Annotated in this window: 21 protein-coding genes; 13 read left to right on the forward strand and 8 right to left on the reverse strand. The window is 45.2% G+C overall.

Going from position 1 to position 19,802, the window contains the following annotated elements; all coding sequences use genetic code 11:
* The first annotated feature begins 53 nt into the window (after nt 1-53).
* Genes QUD86_RS01645 through QUD86_RS01655 form a run of 3 tightly spaced genes read left to right on the forward strand, consistent with a single transcriptional unit; the run spans nt 54 to nt 3,623 of the window.
* Nucleotides 54-932, forward strand: coding sequence for a branched-chain amino acid ABC transporter permease (locus QUD86_RS01645; protein WP_286297567.1), 879 nt, complete (start codon nt 54-56; stop codon nt 930-932).
* A gap of 2 nt (nt 933-934) precedes the next feature.
* Nucleotides 935-2,863 (forward strand): branched-chain amino acid ABC transporter ATP-binding protein/permease, encoded by a 1,929-nt coding sequence (locus QUD86_RS01650; RefSeq protein WP_286297568.1) that lies wholly within the window; start codon nt 935-937, stop codon nt 2,861-2,863.
* Nucleotides 2,864-2,894: 31 nt separating this feature from the next.
* Nucleotides 2,895-3,623: an ABC transporter ATP-binding protein gene (locus tag QUD86_RS01655; protein WP_100379232.1), complete on the forward strand. Its 729-nt coding sequence runs from the start codon at nt 2,895-2,897 to the stop codon at nt 3,621-3,623.
* A 104-nt stretch (nt 3,624-3,727) separates the two neighbouring features.
* Here the strand turns inward: QUD86_RS01655 and QUD86_RS01660 are convergent, their stop codons facing one another.
* The gene (locus QUD86_RS01660; protein ID WP_286297571.1) at nt 3,728-4,552 is read right to left on the reverse strand and encodes a sulfite exporter TauE/SafE family protein; all 825 of its coding nucleotides are present in this window, start codon (nt 4,550-4,552) and stop codon (nt 3,728-3,730) included.
* Between the two features lie 83 nt (nt 4,553-4,635).
* Here QUD86_RS01660 and QUD86_RS01665 point away from each other — a divergent pair, with 83 nt between their 5' ends.
* Together QUD86_RS01665 and QUD86_RS01670 are read left to right on the forward strand one after the other, a co-directional pair.
* On the forward strand, nt 4,636-5,508 hold the full coding sequence (locus QUD86_RS01665; RefSeq protein WP_286297574.1) for an MBL fold metallo-hydrolase: 873 nt from the start codon (nt 4,636-4,638) through the stop codon (nt 5,506-5,508).
* 14 nt (nt 5,509-5,522) lie between these two features.
* On the forward strand, nt 5,523-5,840 hold the full coding sequence (locus QUD86_RS01670) for an ArsR/SmtB family transcription factor (RefSeq protein ID WP_286297575.1): 318 nt from the start codon (nt 5,523-5,525) through the stop codon (nt 5,838-5,840).
* A gap of 15 nt (nt 5,841-5,855) precedes the next feature.
* Here the strand turns inward: QUD86_RS01670 and QUD86_RS01675 are convergent, their stop codons facing one another.
* Genes QUD86_RS01675 through QUD86_RS01690 form a run of 4 tightly spaced genes read right to left on the reverse strand, consistent with a single transcriptional unit; the run spans nt 5,856 to nt 8,594 of the window.
* The gene (locus QUD86_RS01675; protein WP_286297576.1) at nt 5,856-6,287 is read right to left on the reverse strand and encodes a hypothetical protein; all 432 of its coding nucleotides are present in this window, start codon (nt 6,285-6,287) and stop codon (nt 5,856-5,858) included.
* On the reverse strand, nt 6,284-7,114 hold the full coding sequence (locus tag QUD86_RS01680; RefSeq protein ID WP_286297578.1) for an FAD:protein FMN transferase: 831 nt from the start codon (nt 7,112-7,114) through the stop codon (nt 6,284-6,286). Before QUD86_RS01680 ends, QUD86_RS01675 begins: the two co-directional genes overlap by 4 nt.
* Nucleotides 7,111-7,668, reverse strand: coding sequence for an FMN-binding protein (locus tag QUD86_RS01685; RefSeq protein ID WP_286297580.1), 558 nt, complete (start codon nt 7,666-7,668; stop codon nt 7,111-7,113). The genes QUD86_RS01680 and QUD86_RS01685 overlap by 4 nt, the downstream gene beginning before the upstream one ends.
* 11 nt (nt 7,669-7,679) lie before the next feature.
* Nucleotides 7,680-8,594, reverse strand: a complete 915-nt coding sequence (locus QUD86_RS01690) for a DUF6662 family protein (protein ID WP_286297582.1) — start codon at nt 8,592-8,594, stop codon at nt 7,680-7,682.
* 197 nt (nt 8,595-8,791) lie between these two features.
* Here QUD86_RS01690 and QUD86_RS01695 point away from each other — a divergent pair, with 197 nt between their 5' ends.
* The gene (locus tag QUD86_RS01695; RefSeq protein WP_286297585.1) at nt 8,792-9,037 is read left to right on the forward strand and encodes a DUF3820 family protein; all 246 of its coding nucleotides are present in this window, start codon (nt 8,792-8,794) and stop codon (nt 9,035-9,037) included.
* Nucleotides 9,038-9,053: 16 nt separating this feature from the next.
* Here the strand turns inward: QUD86_RS01695 and QUD86_RS01700 are convergent, their stop codons facing one another.
* Nucleotides 9,054-9,767, reverse strand: coding sequence for a DNA/RNA non-specific endonuclease (locus tag QUD86_RS01700; protein ID WP_286297587.1), 714 nt, complete (start codon nt 9,765-9,767; stop codon nt 9,054-9,056).
* 493 nt (nt 9,768-10,260) lie between these two features.
* Between QUD86_RS01700 and QUD86_RS01705 the strand changes: the two genes are divergently transcribed.
* Complete coding sequence (locus tag QUD86_RS01705) at nt 10,261-11,289, forward strand: transglycosylase SLT domain-containing protein (protein ID WP_286297588.1); 1,029 nt, start codon at nt 10,261-10,263, stop codon at nt 11,287-11,289.
* 83 nt (nt 11,290-11,372) lie between these two features.
* Here QUD86_RS01705 and QUD86_RS01710 read toward each other — a convergent pair whose 3' ends face one another.
* Nucleotides 11,373-11,720 (reverse strand): FKBP-type peptidyl-prolyl cis-trans isomerase, encoded by a 348-nt coding sequence (locus QUD86_RS01710; protein ID WP_286297591.1) that lies wholly within the window; start codon nt 11,718-11,720, stop codon nt 11,373-11,375.
* Nucleotides 11,721-11,794: 74 nt separating this feature from the next.
* Here QUD86_RS01710 and QUD86_RS01715 point away from each other — a divergent pair, with 74 nt between their 5' ends.
* A complete protein-coding gene (locus QUD86_RS01715; protein ID WP_286297593.1) occupies nt 11,795-12,811 on the forward strand; it encodes a DUF6352 family protein in 1,017 nt (338 codons plus the stop codon).
* A gap of 31 nt (nt 12,812-12,842) precedes the next feature.
* Here QUD86_RS01715 and QUD86_RS01720 read toward each other — a convergent pair whose 3' ends face one another.
* A complete protein-coding gene (locus QUD86_RS01720) occupies nt 12,843-14,045 on the reverse strand; it encodes an MFS transporter (RefSeq protein ID WP_286297595.1) in 1,203 nt (400 codons plus the stop codon).
* Between the two features lie 219 nt (nt 14,046-14,264).
* Between QUD86_RS01720 and QUD86_RS01725 the strand changes: the two genes are divergently transcribed.
* The 5 genes from QUD86_RS01725 (at nt 14,265) to QUD86_RS01745 (ending at nt 19,750) form a co-directional block, all read left to right on the forward strand.
* On the forward strand, nt 14,265-16,502 hold the full coding sequence (locus QUD86_RS01725; RefSeq protein WP_286297597.1) for an NADP-dependent isocitrate dehydrogenase: 2,238 nt from the start codon (nt 14,265-14,267) through the stop codon (nt 16,500-16,502).
* A gap of 168 nt (nt 16,503-16,670) precedes the next feature.
* Nucleotides 16,671-17,633: a protein-methionine-sulfoxide reductase catalytic subunit MsrP gene (gene msrP, locus QUD86_RS01730; protein ID WP_286297599.1), complete on the forward strand. Its 963-nt coding sequence runs from the start codon at nt 16,671-16,673 to the stop codon at nt 17,631-17,633.
* A 24-nt stretch (nt 17,634-17,657) separates the two neighbouring features.
* The gene (gene msrQ / locus QUD86_RS01735; protein ID WP_286297601.1) at nt 17,658-18,245 is read left to right on the forward strand and encodes a protein-methionine-sulfoxide reductase heme-binding subunit MsrQ; all 588 of its coding nucleotides are present in this window, start codon (nt 17,658-17,660) and stop codon (nt 18,243-18,245) included.
* Nucleotides 18,238-18,810, forward strand: coding sequence for a lipocalin family protein (locus tag QUD86_RS01740; RefSeq protein ID WP_502928873.1), 573 nt, complete (start codon nt 18,238-18,240; stop codon nt 18,808-18,810). Before msrQ ends, QUD86_RS01740 begins: the two co-directional genes overlap by 8 nt.
* A gap of 1 nt (nt 18,811) precedes the next feature.
* A complete protein-coding gene (locus tag QUD86_RS01745; RefSeq protein WP_286297603.1) occupies nt 18,812-19,750 on the forward strand; it encodes an MBL fold metallo-hydrolase in 939 nt (312 codons plus the stop codon).
* The last annotated feature ends 52 nt before the right edge of the window (nt 19,751-19,802 follow it).

The raw sequence follows: 19,802 nt of genomic DNA on the forward strand, positions 1-19,802 counted from the left end.
CAATGTTGAATTCTTCAATAAAACAATTTTAAGTATTTTTTTAGGTCAATCATATGGACATGTTTGCTCAAATCCTCTCTAGCGGTATCGCCGTAGGGATGATCTACGCGGTAATCGCTTTCGGTTTCCAGCTCACCTTTGCTACTTCGGGCACTCTGAACTTCGGTCAAGGTGAAGCGCTGATGCTAGGTGCTTTAGTTGGCCTGACTTGCGTCGAAACCTTTGGCATGAACTACTGGCTCATGTTGCCTATAGTCTGCTTATTCGGCATGGTTCAAGGTGGTTTTGTTGAATTAATCGGTGTGCGTCCAGCCATCAAAATTAAATCTGAGTTTGGTTGGATTATGTCCACCATTGCGCTCGGTATTATTTTCAAGAATTTTGCAGAGAACATTTGGGGTCGTGATGCATTGCCATTCCCATCTCCTTTGCCAATGGAGCCTATGGCGTTTTTAGGCGCCAACATCTTGCCAATGGAAATCTTAGTTGTTGTAGGTGCCTTGGTTATGATGCTGCTGGTTGAATTTTTTAACCGCAAAACAATTTACGGTAAGGCAGTAGTAGCGACGGCAAATGACCGCGATGCTGCAGGCTTGATGGGTATTAATACCAGCCTAGTAATTACCTTCTCCTATGCCTTGTCATCTCTGACAGCGGCTTTTGCAGGCGTGTTAATTGCACCATTAACATTGACTGGCGCAGCAATGGGCGGCGCCTTAGGCCTTAAGGCTTTTGCGGTTGCCATTATTGGTGGCCTGTCTAGCGGTATGGGAATCATCGTCGGTGGATTGATTCTGGGGATTGTGGAAACAGCAACGGGTTTCTATATCTCCACTGGCTATAAAGATGTACCAGGTTTGATCTTGCTCTTGCTTGTATTGATGTACAAGCCTTCAGGTCTATTCGGTAAATCTGCGATCAAGAAAGTTTAATAATGAAATTGAAGTCTTTAATCCCCTTATTTATTGCCATTGCCGGGCTAGTTTGCTTGCCCTTCTTTATTAGCAATCCGTATTACATTCATCTAGTTGAAACCATTCTGATTTACACCATCTTGTTATATGGTTTAGATATTGTTGTTGGTTATGTTGGGCAGGTTTCTTTAGGGCATGCTGCCTTATTCGGAATTGGATCCTACACGGCAGGTGTTTTGTATTTCCATTTTGGCCTGCCTATTTGGGCAACGATTCCTGCATCCATCGTAGTGACTTCAATCTTCGGTGGCATTCTTGCTCTTCCAGCATTAAAGGTTGTAGGTCCTTATCTAGCGATGGTGACCCTGGCCTTTGGAACAATTGCGCAGATCTTGATTAATGAAATGACTTGGTTAACTGAAGGCCCATTGGGCATCAAGATTCCAAAGCCAGAGTTAATGGGTGTGCCAATGACTAAGGCAGAATTCTTCTGGTTAGTCTCTGCGATTTTGATTATTGCCATGATTGTGGTGGACCGTTTTGTGAAGTCACAAATTGGTCGTGCTTTTGAGGCCTTGCGTGATAGTCCGATTGCGTGTGACTGTATGGGCGTGTCGGTATATCGCTTTAAGGTGATTGCATTTGTCATTAGCGCGGGCTTTGCTGGACTAGCGGGTTGTTTGTATGCCTATTCAGAGCAATATATTTCACCAAATACTTACAACAACGAACTTGCGGTTCTATTCCTGTTGGGCATCATCATGGGCGGACGCAAGTCTCGCTTAGGTGCAGTGATTGGCGCGGCGATTATTGTGCTCTTGCCAAAACTGCTCGATGACATCAACTTGTTCCGAATCGTTGCATCCATTATTGCCATCGTGGTGGTCGTGGGCGCGGCAATGGCCTTGTCTAAGAAGGTAACTACTATTAAGCGAGTATCAGTGCCGGTTGCTGGTGTCGTAGGTTTGGCTGCATTCTCATTTTGGCTCAATAGTATTTCTGATTGGCGCTTGAGTATCTTTGGTTTCATGATCTTGTTAGTGGTGTATTACTTACAAAACGGTATTGTTGGTTTCGCTAAGAGCTTCTACCAGTCGATGGTTGGTAAGACTAAGCTTACGCGCGGTGAAGATGCTGGGCAGATTGATGAGTCCATCAGCTTTATTAGTGATGTAGCCAATAAAGGTAGCGGAGAAGAGCTGCTTAAAGTGGATTCACTCTTGATGCAGTTCGGCGGTCTCAAGGCAATCAACAACGTTAATCTGAGCGTGAAGCGTGGCACTATTCATGGCTTGATTGGGCCTAACGGCTCCGGTAAGAGCACGATGATGAACGTGTTAACGGGTATTTACATTCCTACCGCTGGTAGTGTTTTGTATGCGGGTGAGAGCGTTGTTGGTAAAACTTCTTCTGATATCGCTATATCCGGCATTGCTCGTACTTTCCAGAACGTACAGCTCTTTGGAGAAATGACAGCAATCCAAAATATTTTGGTTGGCTTGCATCATACGTTTAAGTCCAACATAGTGGATGTAGCTCTCAATCTTGCGCGCTACAGAAAAGAAGATCAGGAAGCCCATGCCCGTGCTATGGCGCTCTTAAAGTTTGTTGGTCTAGAAGATCTAGCAAGTGAAGAGGCGCGCAACTTGCCTTATGGTAAACAGCGCTTATTAGAAATTGCTCGTGCTTTGGCTTTAGATCCACAGCTACTTTTATTAGATGAGCCCGCCGCTGGTTTGACTGCTCCGGACATCAAAGAACTCCTGCGTATTATTCGCAAGATCCGTGACAGTGGTATTACCTTCATCTTGATTGAGCATCACATGGATGTGGTCATGTCAGTGTGCGATACCGTTTCTGTATTGGACTTCGGTCAGAAAATTGCAGAAGGTAAACCCGCTGAAGTTCAAGCAGACGAGAAGGTGATTAAAGCCTACTTGGGTACTTAATCACTCGAACCCTATATAAACGGTAAAAACCATGTTATCTATAAAGAATCTTGAAGCAGGCTACGGCAAAGTTAAAGTATTGCACGGCATCAACATTGATGTCCCCAAAGGGCAAGTTATTACTTTGATTGGTTCGAACGGCGCTGGTAAAACAACGACGATGCGTGCCATCACAGGGATGATTAAACCTACTGGCGGTGAAGTCACACTGAGCGGCGAGAAAATTGATGGTTACGACTCTCATAAAATTGCCCGCCTGGGATTGGCGCACAGCCCAGAAGGTCGTCGCGTTTTTACGACGATGTCAGTTAATGACAATCTTTTGCTTGGGGCCTTCCCTCGTTTTACAGGAAGCCGTCCAAAGGGCGATATCAAGAATGATTTAGAGCGTGCTCTAGAAATGTTCCCCCGCCTGAAAGAGCGTCGTAATCAGCTGGCTGGAACTCTATCGGGTGGCGAGCAGCAGATGTTAGCGATGGCGCGCGCTGTGATGTTAAATCCAGAGATTATTCTCTTGGATGAACCATCAATGGGTCTAGCACCAATCTTGGTTGAGGAAGTTTTCAAGATCATTTCTAATCTGAAATCTCAAGGGGTTACGATGTTGCTGGTTGAGCAGTTCGCAGCCGCTGCACTGAATGTAGCTGACTATGGCTATGTACTTGAGAACGGCAAGATCGCTACTCATGGACCTGCCGATAAACTCAAGGATGATCCTGCCGTAAAAGCGGCCTACTTAGGCGGCTCTGGCGGTCACTAATTTACTGTGGTTTGACTTGAGTATCTTGAGTCTTTTTGTGTATTTTGAGTAGCACTGTTTCGAAAAGCCCTCTATGAGGGCTTTTTTTAATAGCTTCTAGTAGATCAAAGATTTAAAGCCAGCGAGGCCTTGATGAGAAGACCCACAGCAATAATGAGTGTGAGAAGGGCAAAGATCAACTGAATATGGGAGCCACGCATGCGGTGGCTTAGTAGTTGCCCGAATAAAAGACCGCCTAGGGCAGCTATAGCAAAAGGCGCTGCAAGTTCAATATTCAGGGCCCCTGTCAATCCAGCCACGATCGCGCCACCTCCGGTAATGATCGCTAATACCCCAAGGGAAGTTGCCACGATTGATTTGATGGGTAAGTCTGTATAGCGCTTGAGTGCAGGAACAATAATAAAGCCACCACCAACCCCCAGCAATCCGGATAAGAAGCCCGCTAGGCTGCCTGCTAAAAATAGGGCTCTCGCGCAAGGCAGTGTCCAAGTGAGTTTGCCAATCGTAGCGTTCATTAGGCAGGGTGGGGCCACCCGCAGCTTCTCCGGAATTTTACGTATTTCTCTATAGGCTTGTAGCAATAGGCGAACGGCGACTAACAACAAAATAAGTGCAAAAAGTATCTGCAATGGCGTATTCGGAATTTGTGGGGCAATCCATAAGCCTAATGGAGAGAGCGCCAAGCCGAAGAGTGCCATAAAGCCAGCAGCTCTATAGCGCAATGTTTTATTTTTAAGGCCCAGTATGGCGCCGACGCTAGAGGCTAGTGCTACAGCACAAAGCCCAATAGGGGCTGCTTGAGCGATAGTAAGGTGGGCAAAGAATACCAACAGGGGCACTGACAATATGCCACCTCCTGCTCCAGTGAGCCCCATCAATATACCGACAATGATGCCCAGGGCTGGAATGATGAGGGTTGTGTAGTCCATTGATAATTATTGTAGATTAATATAGTATATAAATATATATATTGATAAACACAATAAGTTACATCATTACTTAAAGGAATACCTTGAACCCAAACCCACAGGCCATCATTCAGGACTTTTTTGATCCAGAGACCTGGACTTACACCTATGTTGTTTACCAGCAGACGGGTAGTCCGTGCGTCATTATTGATTCAGTGCTGAACTATGACCCGAAGTCAGGTAAAACCGGCACCCATTCAGCAGATGCCGTGATTGCTTTTATTCAGAAGCATCAATTGCAAACGACCTGGATCTTAGAGACGCATGCCCACGCGGATCATCTGACGGCAGCGCCCTATCTGCAAAGCCAATTGGGCGGGAAGATCGCTATTGGCGATCAGATTACACAGGTGCAAGGGGTTTTCAAGGGAGTATTTAATCTAGATGAGCGTTTTAAGCCAGATGGTGGTCAATTTGATTCCTTAATCAAAAATGGAGAGTCTCTTAGTTTTGGGGCGCTGTCCTTAAGTGCTTTATTTGTGCCGGGTCACACCCCCGCTTGTATGGCCTATGTCATCGGCGATGCTATTTTTGTTGGTGATACCTTATTTATGCCTGATGTAGGTACTGCTCGATGCGACTTTCCTGGAGGAAATGCGAGTCATTTGTTTCAATCTATTCAAAAGATCTTTTCCTACCCCAATGACACCAAGCTCTATATGTGTCACGACTATCCACCGGAGCATCGTTCAGCAATTTGTATGACAACGGTTGGCGATGAAAGGGCGAACAATATTCATGTTCATGATGGAGTGAGTGAGGCAGGCTTTATCAAGATGCGCGCCACCCGAGATGCCACATTAACAATGCCAACGTTGATTCTGCCGTCTATTCAGGTCAATATGCGGGCTGGGCATTTTCCTGAGCCAGAGAGTAATGGGGTCTCGTATCTCAAAATTCCTCTAAATGCGTTGTAATTGTGTTGATCAAGATGAATTTCAAGCTATCAACAGCAGAGTTAAAAAAGATGCAGTCCTCGGCAGATGAGGCCTGCCAGTTGATGAAAGTTTTATCAAACCGAGATCGACTGATGCTCTTATGCGAGATGAGTCAGAGTGAAAAATGTGTCGGCGAACTTGAGGCTGCCCTTGACTTACATCAACCATCACTTTCACAACAATTAACGGTCTTGCGCAAACACAAAATAGTGAAGACGCGTAGAGATGGAAAACAAATTTACTACTCGATAGCGAGTCAAGGTGTAGTTGCCATCATTGCGTTGCTGTACAAGCAGTACTGTAAACGCTAAGCGGGAGAAACGCTTTTAGTAGCTGAACACTCGCTTTCTAGCTCTGGTGGAATGCAATAAAAAGACAAGTGCAAATGCAATGCCTACTAACCAGTGAGTCATGATGACAAGGTCACGCATTTCTTCGGGCCCGTAATAAAGTAAAGCACCAGTAATTAATAGCGTCAACAAAAAAGCCAGCTGACTGATGCCGCTTAATAATTTTCGCTTTGACTTCCAGCCAGCCTTCAGATGATTGGGCAATATTGATCCCAGAGCAATGGATGCGATCATTGCGGCAATACCATGCCATACTAATATCGAGTGTGAACCCAACAGTAAGCCTTGTATTTGAAATTCATGGCCCAGTAGATACATGATCCCAGTGATAGAGGCACTCCACATACCTAGAAGGACAAATGGTCTTTGCCATGAGGGCATTTTGCCTAAGCGATTGGATATAGTCATTGGGCGGACACCTTAATAGATTGGGCTGAGAAATAAGTTAAGCAGGGATGATGGGTATCCCCTGAAATACTGACAACCTTTGTTAGCGCATCAGCAAAAACGCATTCATGCGCTATTACAGAATAGGATTCAGAAAAATGAATAGATGCTTGGCGTATTGGATCAACAATATGACTGCAGCTTTGCTTATATGCAGATCTTGCTCCCTTAGCAAAGTAAAGCCCACTGGTGGCCATTGCTCCGTTTTGTAGAGTTCCTACATCTAGCAGGGCTTGAGGATTCCCAGGGTTTCGAAGATAGATGGTTTTTGCTGTATCTCCAAAAAGGCGCAAATCTCCGCCGGCGTTGACTGAGGCACTGTGGATACCAGCATCTTGTAATACATTGACTGCCATATCGACAGCAAAGCCCTTGGCGATGCCCCCAAGATCAAGGCATAGTGGTTTAGAGGACCGAATGAGATGGTCCTCTAGAAAAAGGAGGTGCTCGATACCGCCAAATTCAGACCGGTTATTACTGCAATGTTTGGGGAGTAAGTCTGATTTAACCAGGTGCTGACCAATGCCACAATTAAACAAACCGTTGGATTGCTGATGTAGCTTTTGAGCAATGCGAAGAGCCCTTGCTGTCCAGGGATCGATAGAGACGGATTGCAGATGCGCAAGAGCATTTATTTTAGATAGCTCACTCTGAGCATCATGAAAACTCATCAGTGCCTGTACTTTTTCAATCGCTATAAAGGCGCCCTCTATTGCCTGCGCGCTATGTATGCCATCAGAGGTAGAGATTTCTACATAAGTACCCAAGAGAGGTTTGCAGCGAATCATTTTATTTTTGTAGCTAGCGTAGGATTTTTGAGAGCCAGATTATGTAAGACTGTAATTCGCTTCACTCCATCCGTCAGATGCTTGCAGGAGAGGGTGGCTCCTCCAATATTTTGAATATCTTGATTGAGCTTGATGGGGTCTAGTACGGTTTTACCAATAAATTGTTTGCGCCATTGGACTTGGTCCACTTCGTAGCCATACGATTCCACATATTCTAGAATCTCAATACCAATGACTCCTCCGGAGGGATTTAATGCAACAGCGTAGGTAATCATTTCATGTTTACCCACCACCTCGTCCACGATAAACCAAGAGCCATCGGCTGCCTTCCAAATACGCTCCCCCTGAAAGGGGTGGCGAACACTAGAGTCACTACGCATTTTTTCTTGGAGATCATCGGTCACGATAATGGGATTTTTTTGCAGAGACTTATTGGGCATCAGTAGCGCCTGGGCCTGCTCAATCGAGACATAAATCTTGGCATGCGCAATGAGTGGGGCACTAATTAGTGCAAGCCCCGCCAGGGCCATGGGGTTTGGTTTCCAATTCATCATAATAAGTAGGCTTAATTTAGAGGGAAGCCGACTTTGACAATGAATTCATTGACAGAGTGGCTATCCCATACACGTGCATTGGAGCATTCGGCTTCACCGCCGCCCATGCAAGTATTCCCTTTAAGTTGATAACGCCATGCACCAGTAACCCACCAGTCTTTAGCGGCGTAGTGCATATTGGGACCAACAAAAGTAGCGCGTTGTACTTGGTTGCGCAGGTTTAATTCTGAATAGTCATTATGAAAGCGAGCTTCGACACCAGCAGACCACTTAGGTGCAAAGCGATAGCTAGCGCCTAATAAGAAGTCCAGCATAGACTCAGGCACATTACCATTTTCGACAAACTTAAGCCGCTCATTTGCTAACACCACATTACCTGCCAGAATCAGTCGATCATCAATAAAATTCGATTGCAGGAGCAGTCGAGCCTCAATTTCATTTTTATTTCTTCCGATGGTGGGCTCTAAATAGAGGCCAATGCCTACCGGGGAGGTAACGGGGTTAGTAATGCGATAGATAGCCTCTAGCGAGCCACCTTCAATTCCACTTTTTCTGTAGGGGGTAGCAGGGTCATGGCTAGAAGGAACACCATAACCTCCAGTACAGCTTGGACTATCACCGCAAGCTTCGGGGTTGGTGTAATTTTGGCTGGCATTGGTGTAGTAAGAATTGATGTACCCAGCAATCTGTAGATTATTGGTAAGGCCATACTCCAATTCAGTACGTGCAGTCCAAGCGTCATAGGTGCCTGCTGCCTGTTGTTGATTCAGTTGTAATCTTTGCTCAAATTCCAGCTTACCCTTGGGTTGAAGGTCTAAGGTGTAAATCCAACCAAATGCCCCCTCTCCAGCATTGGCAAAAGAGAAATGGAATGCGGCTACTAATACTAAGGTGAAGGCAATTAGTCTTTTGATGGTTAATTTCATGGTGTCGTCGTAGTGAAATGGATGTGTGTGGGTGCAGTAGGCTGCTAAAAAGATTCCCTTTAAATGAGAATGATTCTCAATATACATCAAATAGGAATCATTCTCATTTAAAATGAAAGACCTTATTAGGCCTAGTGTTGGCAAACTTCAACTATTGCGCGCGGCTGGACACCCGCTATGTAATAAGATGCACAGCTATGAATGCAGATGCTCTTGAGAAGTTAGTGTTGATGAAGATGCCATTTGGTAAGCACGCTGGGCGAGCGCTTGCCGATCTGCCAGGCAATTACTTGGCGTGGTTTGCTCGTGAAGGCTTTCCTAAGAGCGAGTTAGGAGAATTACTAGAATTAATGCACACCCTAGACCACAACGGCTTACGCGGTTTGCTGGCGCCGATTCAGCGAGCTAATGGCATTCAATCTCGCCTGCGTGACCGAGATTGATTTAGGGATTGATTGCTTAACGAGGATTTGATAGCGGTAAATGAAAGTCGATCCCGGTTCTTTGCATGAGTTCTGAGTAAGAGATTAGCGGGCTCACTTGGGCTTCATTGGTATTTTCGATCCAATAGGCCCAAGCCAACTGCTTAGTTGGGTCATAGACTAACTTGTACAGATAAGCAGGAACGGTGACTTTACTTTTGCCAATGCTGCCCATATTTCCAGTTGAACCCGTAAAGACATAGATATCACCATCGATTCTTTTGACGTACATTCGAGTTGGCTCTTCAACGCGTTTCGCCCAGATGCCTTGATTATTCTGCCTGGCCTGCGGCATCATATTGGCCAGAGAAAAGGATTGGGCCATACCTCGTTCCCCAGTCATATCACCAGCAGGGACATTGTGACCACGGTCATAACCACTGCCTCGGTAGTCAGATAGTAGGGCGCGCTCATGAGCGGGGACTCTCGCTTCCTCATAAAACTGATTGGTGCGACGGGGGCGAGTTTGACTAAGCTGCCTCCCATTAAGCTTTTCAACTGTGTAGATCGGTTTTTTATCCGTCGGCGAGTAATAAATAGCGAAATCATCAAAACAGAGGTCCCGACCGATGAGTGCTGTGGTGGGGGTTTGTTGTTCTGGGAAAAGATCCCGGCACTGATCAAACAGGGCAAAGGCACTTAGTGGCGAACTAAAGGCAAGTAATGCAAAGAGTTTAATTAGGGTGCTCATGGATGAGTAGTGTAGGTGAGCATAGATAGTGCCCCTTCTTTTTGGTCGGAGTGAGCGTTTCCCGGCGCTAGATTTAATTCGGGAGCTCGGCTTTTATGATGCAACTAAGTGGCCACATCATCACAAGCTTCATCTCAAGCCTAATGCCTGGCTAGTACTACCTGTAGTGAAATCCAATCATTTGGATACTAGATATATGGTTTTATTTCCTTTTTTAATGATAAAAATAGTAAAAAAGTCTGCTTTATTTCAGTTTTTTGTTATGTGGAATAAGCGCCCACTAACATTCGTAAACCTCTGATTTTAATGAGATTAATATCAACTAGTCGCTGTATATAGGAACTCATATGAAACTTAAGACCAATAAGTTATGAAAATGACGTTCTTTATTCTTGACTAGATATAAGAACTTTCTTAGGATGCATCATGTTTATTAATTATTGCGATGCAGCATAAATCAATAGTTTGGTTTTTGATGTTAGCAAGACCCTGAATGATTACAAGTTTTTTAGCCAAGTCCTATGACCTTACCTTAGCGCAATTTACGAACGCTGAAGCTAAGGCTAAGGCTAAGGCTAAGGCTAAGGCTCTATTGGCGTATGCCTTATCACCAATCTATCGCGTGATGAATGGCCTGTTGCTTCTTACCGTTTTTGCCGTCGTGGGACTCTGGTTATCTGGCAATGGAACTCAGGCTGGTGCTTTTGATTTGGCGCGAGTCTTGGTGCCTGAGGAGGCTAGGCAAATAGTTTGGAATCAAGGCTTTGGCATGCTGGATCCTTACCAAGAGCCAGCACAGGCTGCCCCATCTGACAAAGAAATTGCTGCGGTGATCTACGGTAAATCTTCAGCCAACTTACCGTCAGGGTCAGGCTCTGGCTCAGCCCCAAAACAGCAGGCTATCGCCTTACTTATGCCCTCAGTAGCGAATGCTCAAGTAAAGCCCATTTCACATCTGTCGGATCGTATCCCCACTTCTAAGATTGATCCACAAGCTTTAGACTCTAAATTGATGGTTTCTGTTCAAAATCAACGAGCGGTTGCGGAGTTTTTTGAGAAAAAATACAAACTTGATCGCACAAAGATTGAAGGGTATGTCTCAAATACTGTATTGATTGCTAAAGAAGTCAAGATTGACCCTGTGCTTTTATTGGCCATCATTTCGGTGGAATCCAATTTCAATCCATTGATCAAGAGTGGGGCGGGTGCAGAAGGCTTGATGCAGGTAATGACCTTAATTCACAAAGATAAATATGCCCTTTACGGCGGCATCGGCGATGCGATTAAGCCTGAAGTCAACATTCGTGTGGGTGCTTATATCTTGAAGTACTTGATTGCTACGACCGGTTCATTACGTGGCGGCCTTAAATACTACGTAGGCGCTGCTAATGCTGAGAATGATGGGGGCTATGCAGATAAGGTCATTGCCGAAAGAAATCGATTGATCGTGCTCTGCCAATCTACTCCGATGCCAGGTAGCCCCAATAAGTTGACATTAAATAGCAAAAGCTTGCGGTCTTAAGTTATTGAGCGTTTAAGCTTTGTCTATTAAAAAGGCCGCTCAATGAGCGGCCTTGTTTCTGCTGGGATAACGAAAGAAAAAGCCTAGTTCACCCCGTGTAGCTCTACTTCAAATATTAAAGTGGCATTTGGGGGAATAACACCACCAGCTCCCCGTGCGCCATAACCCATTTCGGAAGGAATGATCAGGGTGCGTTTACCGCCTATTTTCATGCCCTGCACACCTTGATCCCAGCCTTTGATAACGTGGCCTGCTCCAAGGGGAAAGCTGAACAATTGACCGCGATCTAAAGAGCTATCAAATTTCTGGCCCTTATGATCTGCTGCTTTTTCATCAAAGAGCCAGCCGGTGTAATGCACGTCAACTCCATTGCCGGCTACCGCTTCCTTACCATCTCCAATAACAGTGTCTATTAGTTGAAGTTCGCTCATGTTTTTCTCCTTCTTTGGCTTAAATTGATTGGCTAGTATATTCTGGGTTCTATCTTTTGTTTAAACCTATTCCTATGACCAATTTCTGGCCCCGCTCAGCTTACAAGACCCTTACGGTCGATGCAGATAATCAACTCCTAGTGACAGATGCGTTTTTGCGCACGTACTTACTTCGCCCAGAATTGCACCTAGTGCCAGAATCCTGTGATGCAGAGCGTGCCCTACACCAACGCCTTACAAATAATCCCCGTGAAGTGATTTCTGAATCAGAAATTCTGGCTATGGCTGACGCGGATATTCAGGTGAATTATCAAGTGTGGTTAAGGTATCGCACTAAGCTTTTGGCGGCCAGCTCATTGGAAAATTTCTACATGAGTTTGTTTGAGGGTGGCGGGGTCGATGTACCCCCTTTATTTATTGCACAATTAGCGCAAATTTTTATTAGACATATTTTGGGTGAAGATTGTCATCCGCTAGATGCCCGCATGGGCGAACTTTTTTTCCGTACGCAGAAAATCAGCGTACTGGAGGGCAGTATTGTCATGGGCGCGGATGAAGAAGTAGTGGATCGCAATGCCAAGGCTGGTGAAACTGGCGACATTATGGATTTGCTAAAAGGTAAATCGATGACGATGCGCTCGGTCGACTTAGATGTGCTTTATGAAGACAACGCTGATTTATATTGGGATAAAAACGAAGATCATGATTTCGCTGTGCAGCTCAATTTCGGGCAGCCTCCAATCAACCATTTTTGCCGCGTGTTAGAAAAATGGATAGAGCACTTCTTGGGAGTAAAAACACGCATTACGCCAATGCAACAAATTAGCGATCCAAAGTGGTCATGGCATGTAGGGCTTGATGCTAGCGCAACAGAAATTCTAAATAAGCTTTACAACAAAGAGCCAGTGGATACAGATGAGCTGCAAAAAGTCATTTGCTTGTTCCGTTTGGACTTTATTGAAGAGGCCGCTGTCTCAGTAGCGCAGGCAGGTAAGCCGGTGTACATGGGTATTGCGATGAGCGATCAAAAGCAATTAAAACTCAAGCCACAGAACCTGCTATTTAATTTACCTCTCGCTAAAACATCTTAGGCTTATTTCCCCCCCCTGCTTCTTGCATCGCCTAAGCTGATTGCGTGCGATTACTTTTTCTATTTTGAGCGCTTAACCAGAGCAGTGCTGCAGCAGTAATAAACACGGGGATTAGTGAGCCAAAGTTCAGGATATTCCAGCCCTGCGAGGTGATGATAGCGCCCGAACCAAATGAGGTGAAGGCCATGGTGCCAAACACAAAGAAATTGATGGCTGCCTGAGCTTTGTCACGCTCTTCCGGGCGATAAGCAGTCATTGCTAAGGAAGTGGCTCCGGTAAATAAAAAGTTCCAGCCTACGCCTAATAGAAAGAGGGCAATCAGGTATTGATGAAACGCCACGCCAGTGAGTGCAATAGCGATACAGGCTAAATTAAGCAAAACACCAGTACCCATTATTTTCAGGGTACCAAATCGCTGAATCAATGAACCGGTAAAAAATCCAGGAGCAAACATGCCAATGACATGCCACTCCAATACCATAGCGGTATCTGAAAATGGGAGCCCACAAATTTGCATTGCAAGCGGGGTCGCTGCCATTAGTAGGTTCATCACACCGTAACCGAGAGAGGCGCCGATGATTGCCACCATAAATACCGGTTGTCGCAAAATCACTTTCAGATCTCGACCTGCCAAGAGCGCATGTTTAGTTTTGAACTCATCGGGGAAGTGAATGTACTGCATGACGATAATGCCAATACAGCCCGCAACCGAGAGGGTGAGGTAGGCGCCCAAAAAGGCCGTATCGAATATATTCCTTGTCCAAGATGCCAGATTAGGCCCAATGACTGCCCCAAGAATACCTCCAGCTAAGACCCAGGATACCGCCTTGTCTCTTTGGCTAGCCACCGTCAGTTCGGCAGCCGCAAATCGATACAGTTGGCCATTGGCGCTGTAATAGCCTGCAATAAAGGTGCCTAGTACCAGTAACCAGAAATTTTTTGAGTAGGCGGCGTAGGCACATAAAAGTGCTGAAAAGACAGCAACCAATAGGCCCAATTGAAAAGAAATTTTTCGACCAAAGTAATTTTGGGTCTTAGCGACGATCGACGTAGAAAAGGCGCCACCGACAACATAACCCATCACGGGTAGTGTCGCCATCCAAGCTACGGGGCTTAGGCTTAGCCCTACTAGCCCGTTAATAGCGATGAAAGTGACATTATTGGTTAAAAACAGGCCCTGACAGAGAATCAGTAGTATGAGGTTTCTATTAAAAAATGGGATTTTTTCTGTCATAGGCGTCAGTTTACGGCTTATCTTCCAGGGTTTTACCTTGGGGTAACCCTATACATTGCCATTCATAGGTCAATTTGGTGGCTATTAAGCTCGAATCTCCAAAGGGTGATGATTTAAAATAGAAGAGTAAGCCTTGTACATCTAAAGCTTCTCGCACAAAAAGCGAGAGTCTCTAGCAAGGGGCAATACCCAAAATTTATCCATATTGAGGAAATATCCATGGCTTCAGAGAAATCAAAGATCATTTACACGCTAACAGACGAAGCGCCTTCCTTAGCGACCTGTGCATTTTTGCCGATTATCCGCACCTTCACGGAACCAGCCGGAGTGAAAGTGGTGACAAGTGATATTTCTGTTGCGGCCCGGATCTTGTCAGCTTTTTCTGATTATTTAACTGATGCGCAAAAAGTGCCCAATAATTTAGCCGAATTGGGTCGCATGACTTTATTGCCCGATACCAACATTATTAAACTGCCAAACATTAGCGCCTCAGTTCCTCAGTTATTGGCAGCCATTAAAGAGCTGCAAGGCAAGGGGTATGCATTGCCAGAATTTCCGGATGATCCTAAGAACGATGCTGAAAAAGCAATCCGCGTGCTTTACTCTTCTTGTTTAGGTAGCGCAGTAAATCCGGTGTTGCGTGAAGGTAATTCCGATCGCCGCGCACCGAACGCTGTTAAGCGCTACGCTCGCAAGAATCCCCATTCCATGGGTGAGTGGAGCCAAGCTTCGCGTACCCACGTTTCTCATATGCATGGCGGTGATTTTTATGCCGGCGAGAAGTCCATGACCCTAACTAAGGCATGTGATGTAAGGATGGATTTGGTGACTAAGAGTGGCAAGACTATTGTGCTCAAACCAAAAGTCGCTTTGCTCGCCGGTGAAATTATCGACAGTATGTTTATGAGTAAAAAAGCTTTATGCGAATTTTACGAAAAAGAAATTGATGACGCCTATAAGACCGGCATGATGCTATCTCTGCATGTCAAAGCAACCATGATGAAAGTTTCTCATCCGATTGTCTTTGGTCATGCCGTGAAGATTTTCTACAAAGAAGCTTTTGCCAAGCATGCTAAGTTGTTCGAAGAATTGGGTGTCAATCCCAATAACGGCATGAGTAGTGTGTACGACAAAATCAAAACGTTACCAGAGTCCAAGCGGGAAGAGATTCTAAAAGATCTGCATGCCTGTCATGAGCACCGTCCCGCATTGGCTATGGTTGATTCTGCCAAAGGTATTAGCAACTTGCATTCTCCAAGTGATGTGATCGTCGATGCCTCTATGCCAGCAATGATTCGCGTGGGTGGCAAGATGTGGGGTGCTGATGGCCGCTTACACGATACCAAGGCTGTTATTCCAGAAAGTACCTTTGCACGTATTTATCAAGAGGTCATTAACTTTTGTAAAACCCACGGTAACTTTGATCCAACCACCATGGGTACTGTACCGAACGTTGGCTTAATGGCTCAGCAGGCTGAAGAGTATGGTTCACATGACAAAACCTTTGAAATTGCCGAAGCTGGAGTGGCTCGTATTGTGGCTGATGACGGTACAGTGTTGCTGGAAGAAAATGTAGAAGAGGGCGATATCTGGCGGATGTGCCAAGTTAAAGATGCGCCGATTCGGGATTGGGTCAAGTTAGCAGTCAATCGTGCACGCCTTTCTAATACCCCAGCGGTATTTTGGTTGGATGAATACCGTCCGCACGAAGCCGAGTTAATCAAGAAAGTAAGTACTTATTTAAAAGATTACGACCTAACGGGCTTAGATGTGCAGATCATGTCGCAAACCCGAGCCATGCGATACACCTTAGAGCGCTTGATTCGCGGTAAAGATACGATTTCAGTAACCGGAAATATCTTGCGTGATTATCTGACCGACTTATTCCCAATCATGGAGCTAGGAACCAGCGCTAAGATGCTATCGATCGTACCTTTAATGGCGGGCGGCGGCTTATTTGAAACGGGCGCGGGCGGATCTGCCCCTAAGCATGTTCAGCAGCTGGTTGAAGAAAATCATTTGCGTTGGGATTCTTTAGGTGAGTTTTTAGCTCTAGCAGTTTCCTTAGAGGACATTGGCGATAAAACGAGCAATCCTAAAGTGAAGATCTTGGCGCGTACTTTAGACGAAGCAACCGGTACCTTATTGGATAACAATAAGTCCCCTTCGCCACGTACGGGTGAGCTGGATAATCGCGGTAGCCAATTCTATTTAGCGATGTATTGGGCGCAAGCTTTGGCCGCCCAAACTGAAGATCAGCAATTACAAGCCCATTTCGCTCCCATTGCCAAAGCCTTGGCTGAGGGTGAGACAAAGATCATAGAAGAGCTCAAGGCAGTGCAGGGTAAGCCAGTTGATATTGGTGGTTACTTCGCGGCTGATCCTGAAAAGTGCAAGGCAGTAATGCGTCCCAGCACAACTTTAAATCAGATCCTGAAAGCAGCTAGAGCAAGTTAACTCTCAAAAAACCGCATTGGCATCATAAAAAAGGCAAACCTTCGTGTTTGCCTTTTTTACGGCTACATAAACACTCAACATTGCATTGTTAACAGTGAGAGAATAGATCCCATTAAGTCCGTATTCAGTTTTGTTGCCTTTACCCTTTTATCAATATCAGAGGATTTCATGAGTATCTATGACCATAAATTACTAGCTAGTGATATTACCCCTAAGGCAGTTTTTGATAATCGACGCACACTCATCAAGTCAGCCGCAGCGGGAGCTTTTGGTTTAGCACTTGCTCCTTGGTTTTCTCGAGAGGCATTAGCCAATGGTGGCCAAAAGTTAGCTGCCACACTAAATCCTAACTTTGCGGCAAAGGATGACTTAACGAGTTATAAAAATATTACTACCTACAATAACTTTTATGAGTTTGGAACAGATAAGGCTGATCCTGCTGCCAATGCGGGAAGTTTGCAAACCAGGCCATGGACTGTCACGATTGAGGGTTTAGTCAAAAAACCAGTCACCTTGGATATCGATGCCCTACTGAAATTAGCCCCTATGGAAGAGCGTATTTATCGGATGCGCTGTGTAGAAGGTTGGTCTATGGTCATTCCTTGGGATGGTTATTCTTTATCCAAATTGCTCAATCACGTTGAGCCTTTGGGCTCAGCAAAATATGTTGAATTTATTTCTCTTGCGGACCGTAAGCAAATGCCAGGCTTACGGAGTCAAATCATTGAGTGGCCTTATCGTGAAGGCCTGCGTTTAGATGAGGCAATGAATCCCCTGACGCTCTTGACCTTCGGTCTTTATGGCGAAGTCTTACCTAAACAAAATGGCGCCCCTGTGCGGATTGTGGTGCCCTGGAAGTATGGCTTTAAAAGTGCCAAGTCGATTGTCAAAATTCGGCTTACAGAAGAGATGCCTAAGACTAGTTGGAGCCAGTTTGATGCCCGTGAATATGGTTTCTATTCCAATGTAAACCCCTCCGTGAACCATCCACGTTGGAGTCAGGCTAGCGAGCGGCGGATCGGAGATCCTAAAGGCATGTTTGCACCAAAAATCAAAACAGAAATGTTTAATGGTTATGCGGATCAAGTAGCAAGTATGTACGCCGGTATGGACTTGAAGAAATTCTATTAAGTCAGTAGCGTGATTATGCATTTGATGAAGCCTCTTATTTTTCTTGCGGCATTGATTCCTGTAGGCCGCTTGATATGGCTTGGATGGGTAGGTGACTTGGGCGCTAATCCTATTGAGTTCATTACGCGCTCTACCGGCACTTGGGCTTTGGTATTTTTATGCCTGACCTTAGCGATGACGCCCTTGCGCCTCATCAGCAACTCAGTAGCCTGGGTTCGCTATCGCAGAATGTTAGGGCTCTTTAGTTTTTTCTATGCCTTTCTGCACTTTGGTATTTGGCTGTGGTTAGATCAAGACTTTGATCTTGCGCAGATGTGGAGTGATGTAGTGGAGAGGCCCTTTATTACGATGGGATTTATTAGTTTAGTGATGCTCACCCCGCTAGCAGTCACTTCTAATCACTGGTCACAACGTTTTTTAAAGCGGCGCTGGTCTACATTGCATCGATTGATCTATGTGATTGCTTGCACGGTAATGCTGCACTATTGGTGGCACAAGGCGGGTAAGAATGATTTTGAATCAGCCAGTATTTATGGGGCTGTTTTGTTCTTACTCTTATGTTGTCGGATTCCTTACATACGCAATCGATTGCGCTTTAATAAACATGCTTAAATTACTTCGAGTCAATTTTTTTCTGACGATGCTTGCTTTGTTTCCAATGCAGGTGAGCGCACAAGTCAATGCTCAGGTAGGGGAAGCGACGGCAGTGAACACAATCACTACGCTTGATGTCCCGCGCTATTTAGGCACTTGGTATGAAATAGCAAAATTTCCGAATTGGTTTCAGAAAAAGTGCGTGAGTAATACGAAGGCAATTTACTCTGCAAAGATAGATGGAAAGTTACAGGTGATCAATAGCTGCCAAATAGCTAATGGCGAAACATCTCAAGCAATTGGTGCGGCTCGACAGATTGGGGCGCCAGATTCACCTAAGCTCCAAGTGCGATTTGCGCCAGAATGGCTCTCGTTTTTACCTTTTGTGTGGGGCGATTATTGGATTATTGATTTGGATGCCCAGTATCAGCTAGCAGCAGTCAGTGATCCCAAAAGAGAATATCTTTGGGTTCTCTCGAGAACGTCGCAAATAGACCCCAAAGCCTACAACGATCTATTGCAACGCTTAAAGCAGCAGCAATTTGATGTCAGCAAGCTAGAGCTGACACCCCAAAAGAATTAGCATGACACAAAGGCGTATTGGAGACTACTTACTTCCGCCGGGGATTGATATCTTTGAGCGAGGTTGGTTGTCTGCAAACAATATTTTTTTATATGATGATCGCAATGTAGCACTGGTAGATTCTGGATACTGCGCCCATCAACAGTTGACAGTGGATTTAGTAGCTAAAGCGCTTGAGCGGCACCACTTGCCAACGCTCAATACCATTGTTAATACGCATTTACATTCAGATCATTGCGGTGGTAATGCAACGCTCGTTGAAAAATTTAGCTGTGACATCATGATCCCAGTTGCAGAGGCAACTGCCGTCCAGCATTGGGATGAGAATTTGTTAAGCTATCAAACTTTAGGACAGGCATGCCCAAGGTTTTCTTATCAAGGACTATTAGTGCCCGGTGAGACTATCGTTTTGGGTCCCTACCCGTGGCAGATATTAGCAGCCCCAGGACATGACCATCATTCAGTGATGCTCTATCAAGTAGATCATCAAATCTTGATTTCAGCGGATGCACTTTGGGAGAATGGCTTTGGGGTGATCTTTCCAGAGCTCTGGGGTGAGGGTGGCTTTGAAGAGGTTGTTAAAACATTAGAATTGATTGAGGGCTTATCAATATCGCTAGTCATTCCTGGGCATGGGAAACCATTTACTAATGTCCAGGAAGCAATCACTACTGCAAAGTCACGCTTAGATTATCTATCCAGTAATCCCGACAGAAATGCGCGTCATGGCGCTAAGGTATTGTTGAAATATAAGTTATTAGAGTGGCGGAGTATGCAGATGGCACAAGTGCAGCAATGGATCTCTAGAACGCCAATATTCAAGCATATTAAACAGCAGCTTAATATGACTGAAGAAGAATTGCAGGAATGGTTACCTCAAGCTTTAGTCAAGTCTAATGCCGCTAAGATTGAGCAGGGTTATTTAGTCAATCTAGACTAGAGATTAAAATCAGCCAATTAAAATAAATCAGAAAAGATAGTGAATATATGGA

The organism is Polynucleobacter sp. TUM22923, assembly GCF_030295705.1.
Classification (GTDB): domain Bacteria; phylum Pseudomonadota; class Gammaproteobacteria; order Burkholderiales; family Burkholderiaceae; genus Polynucleobacter.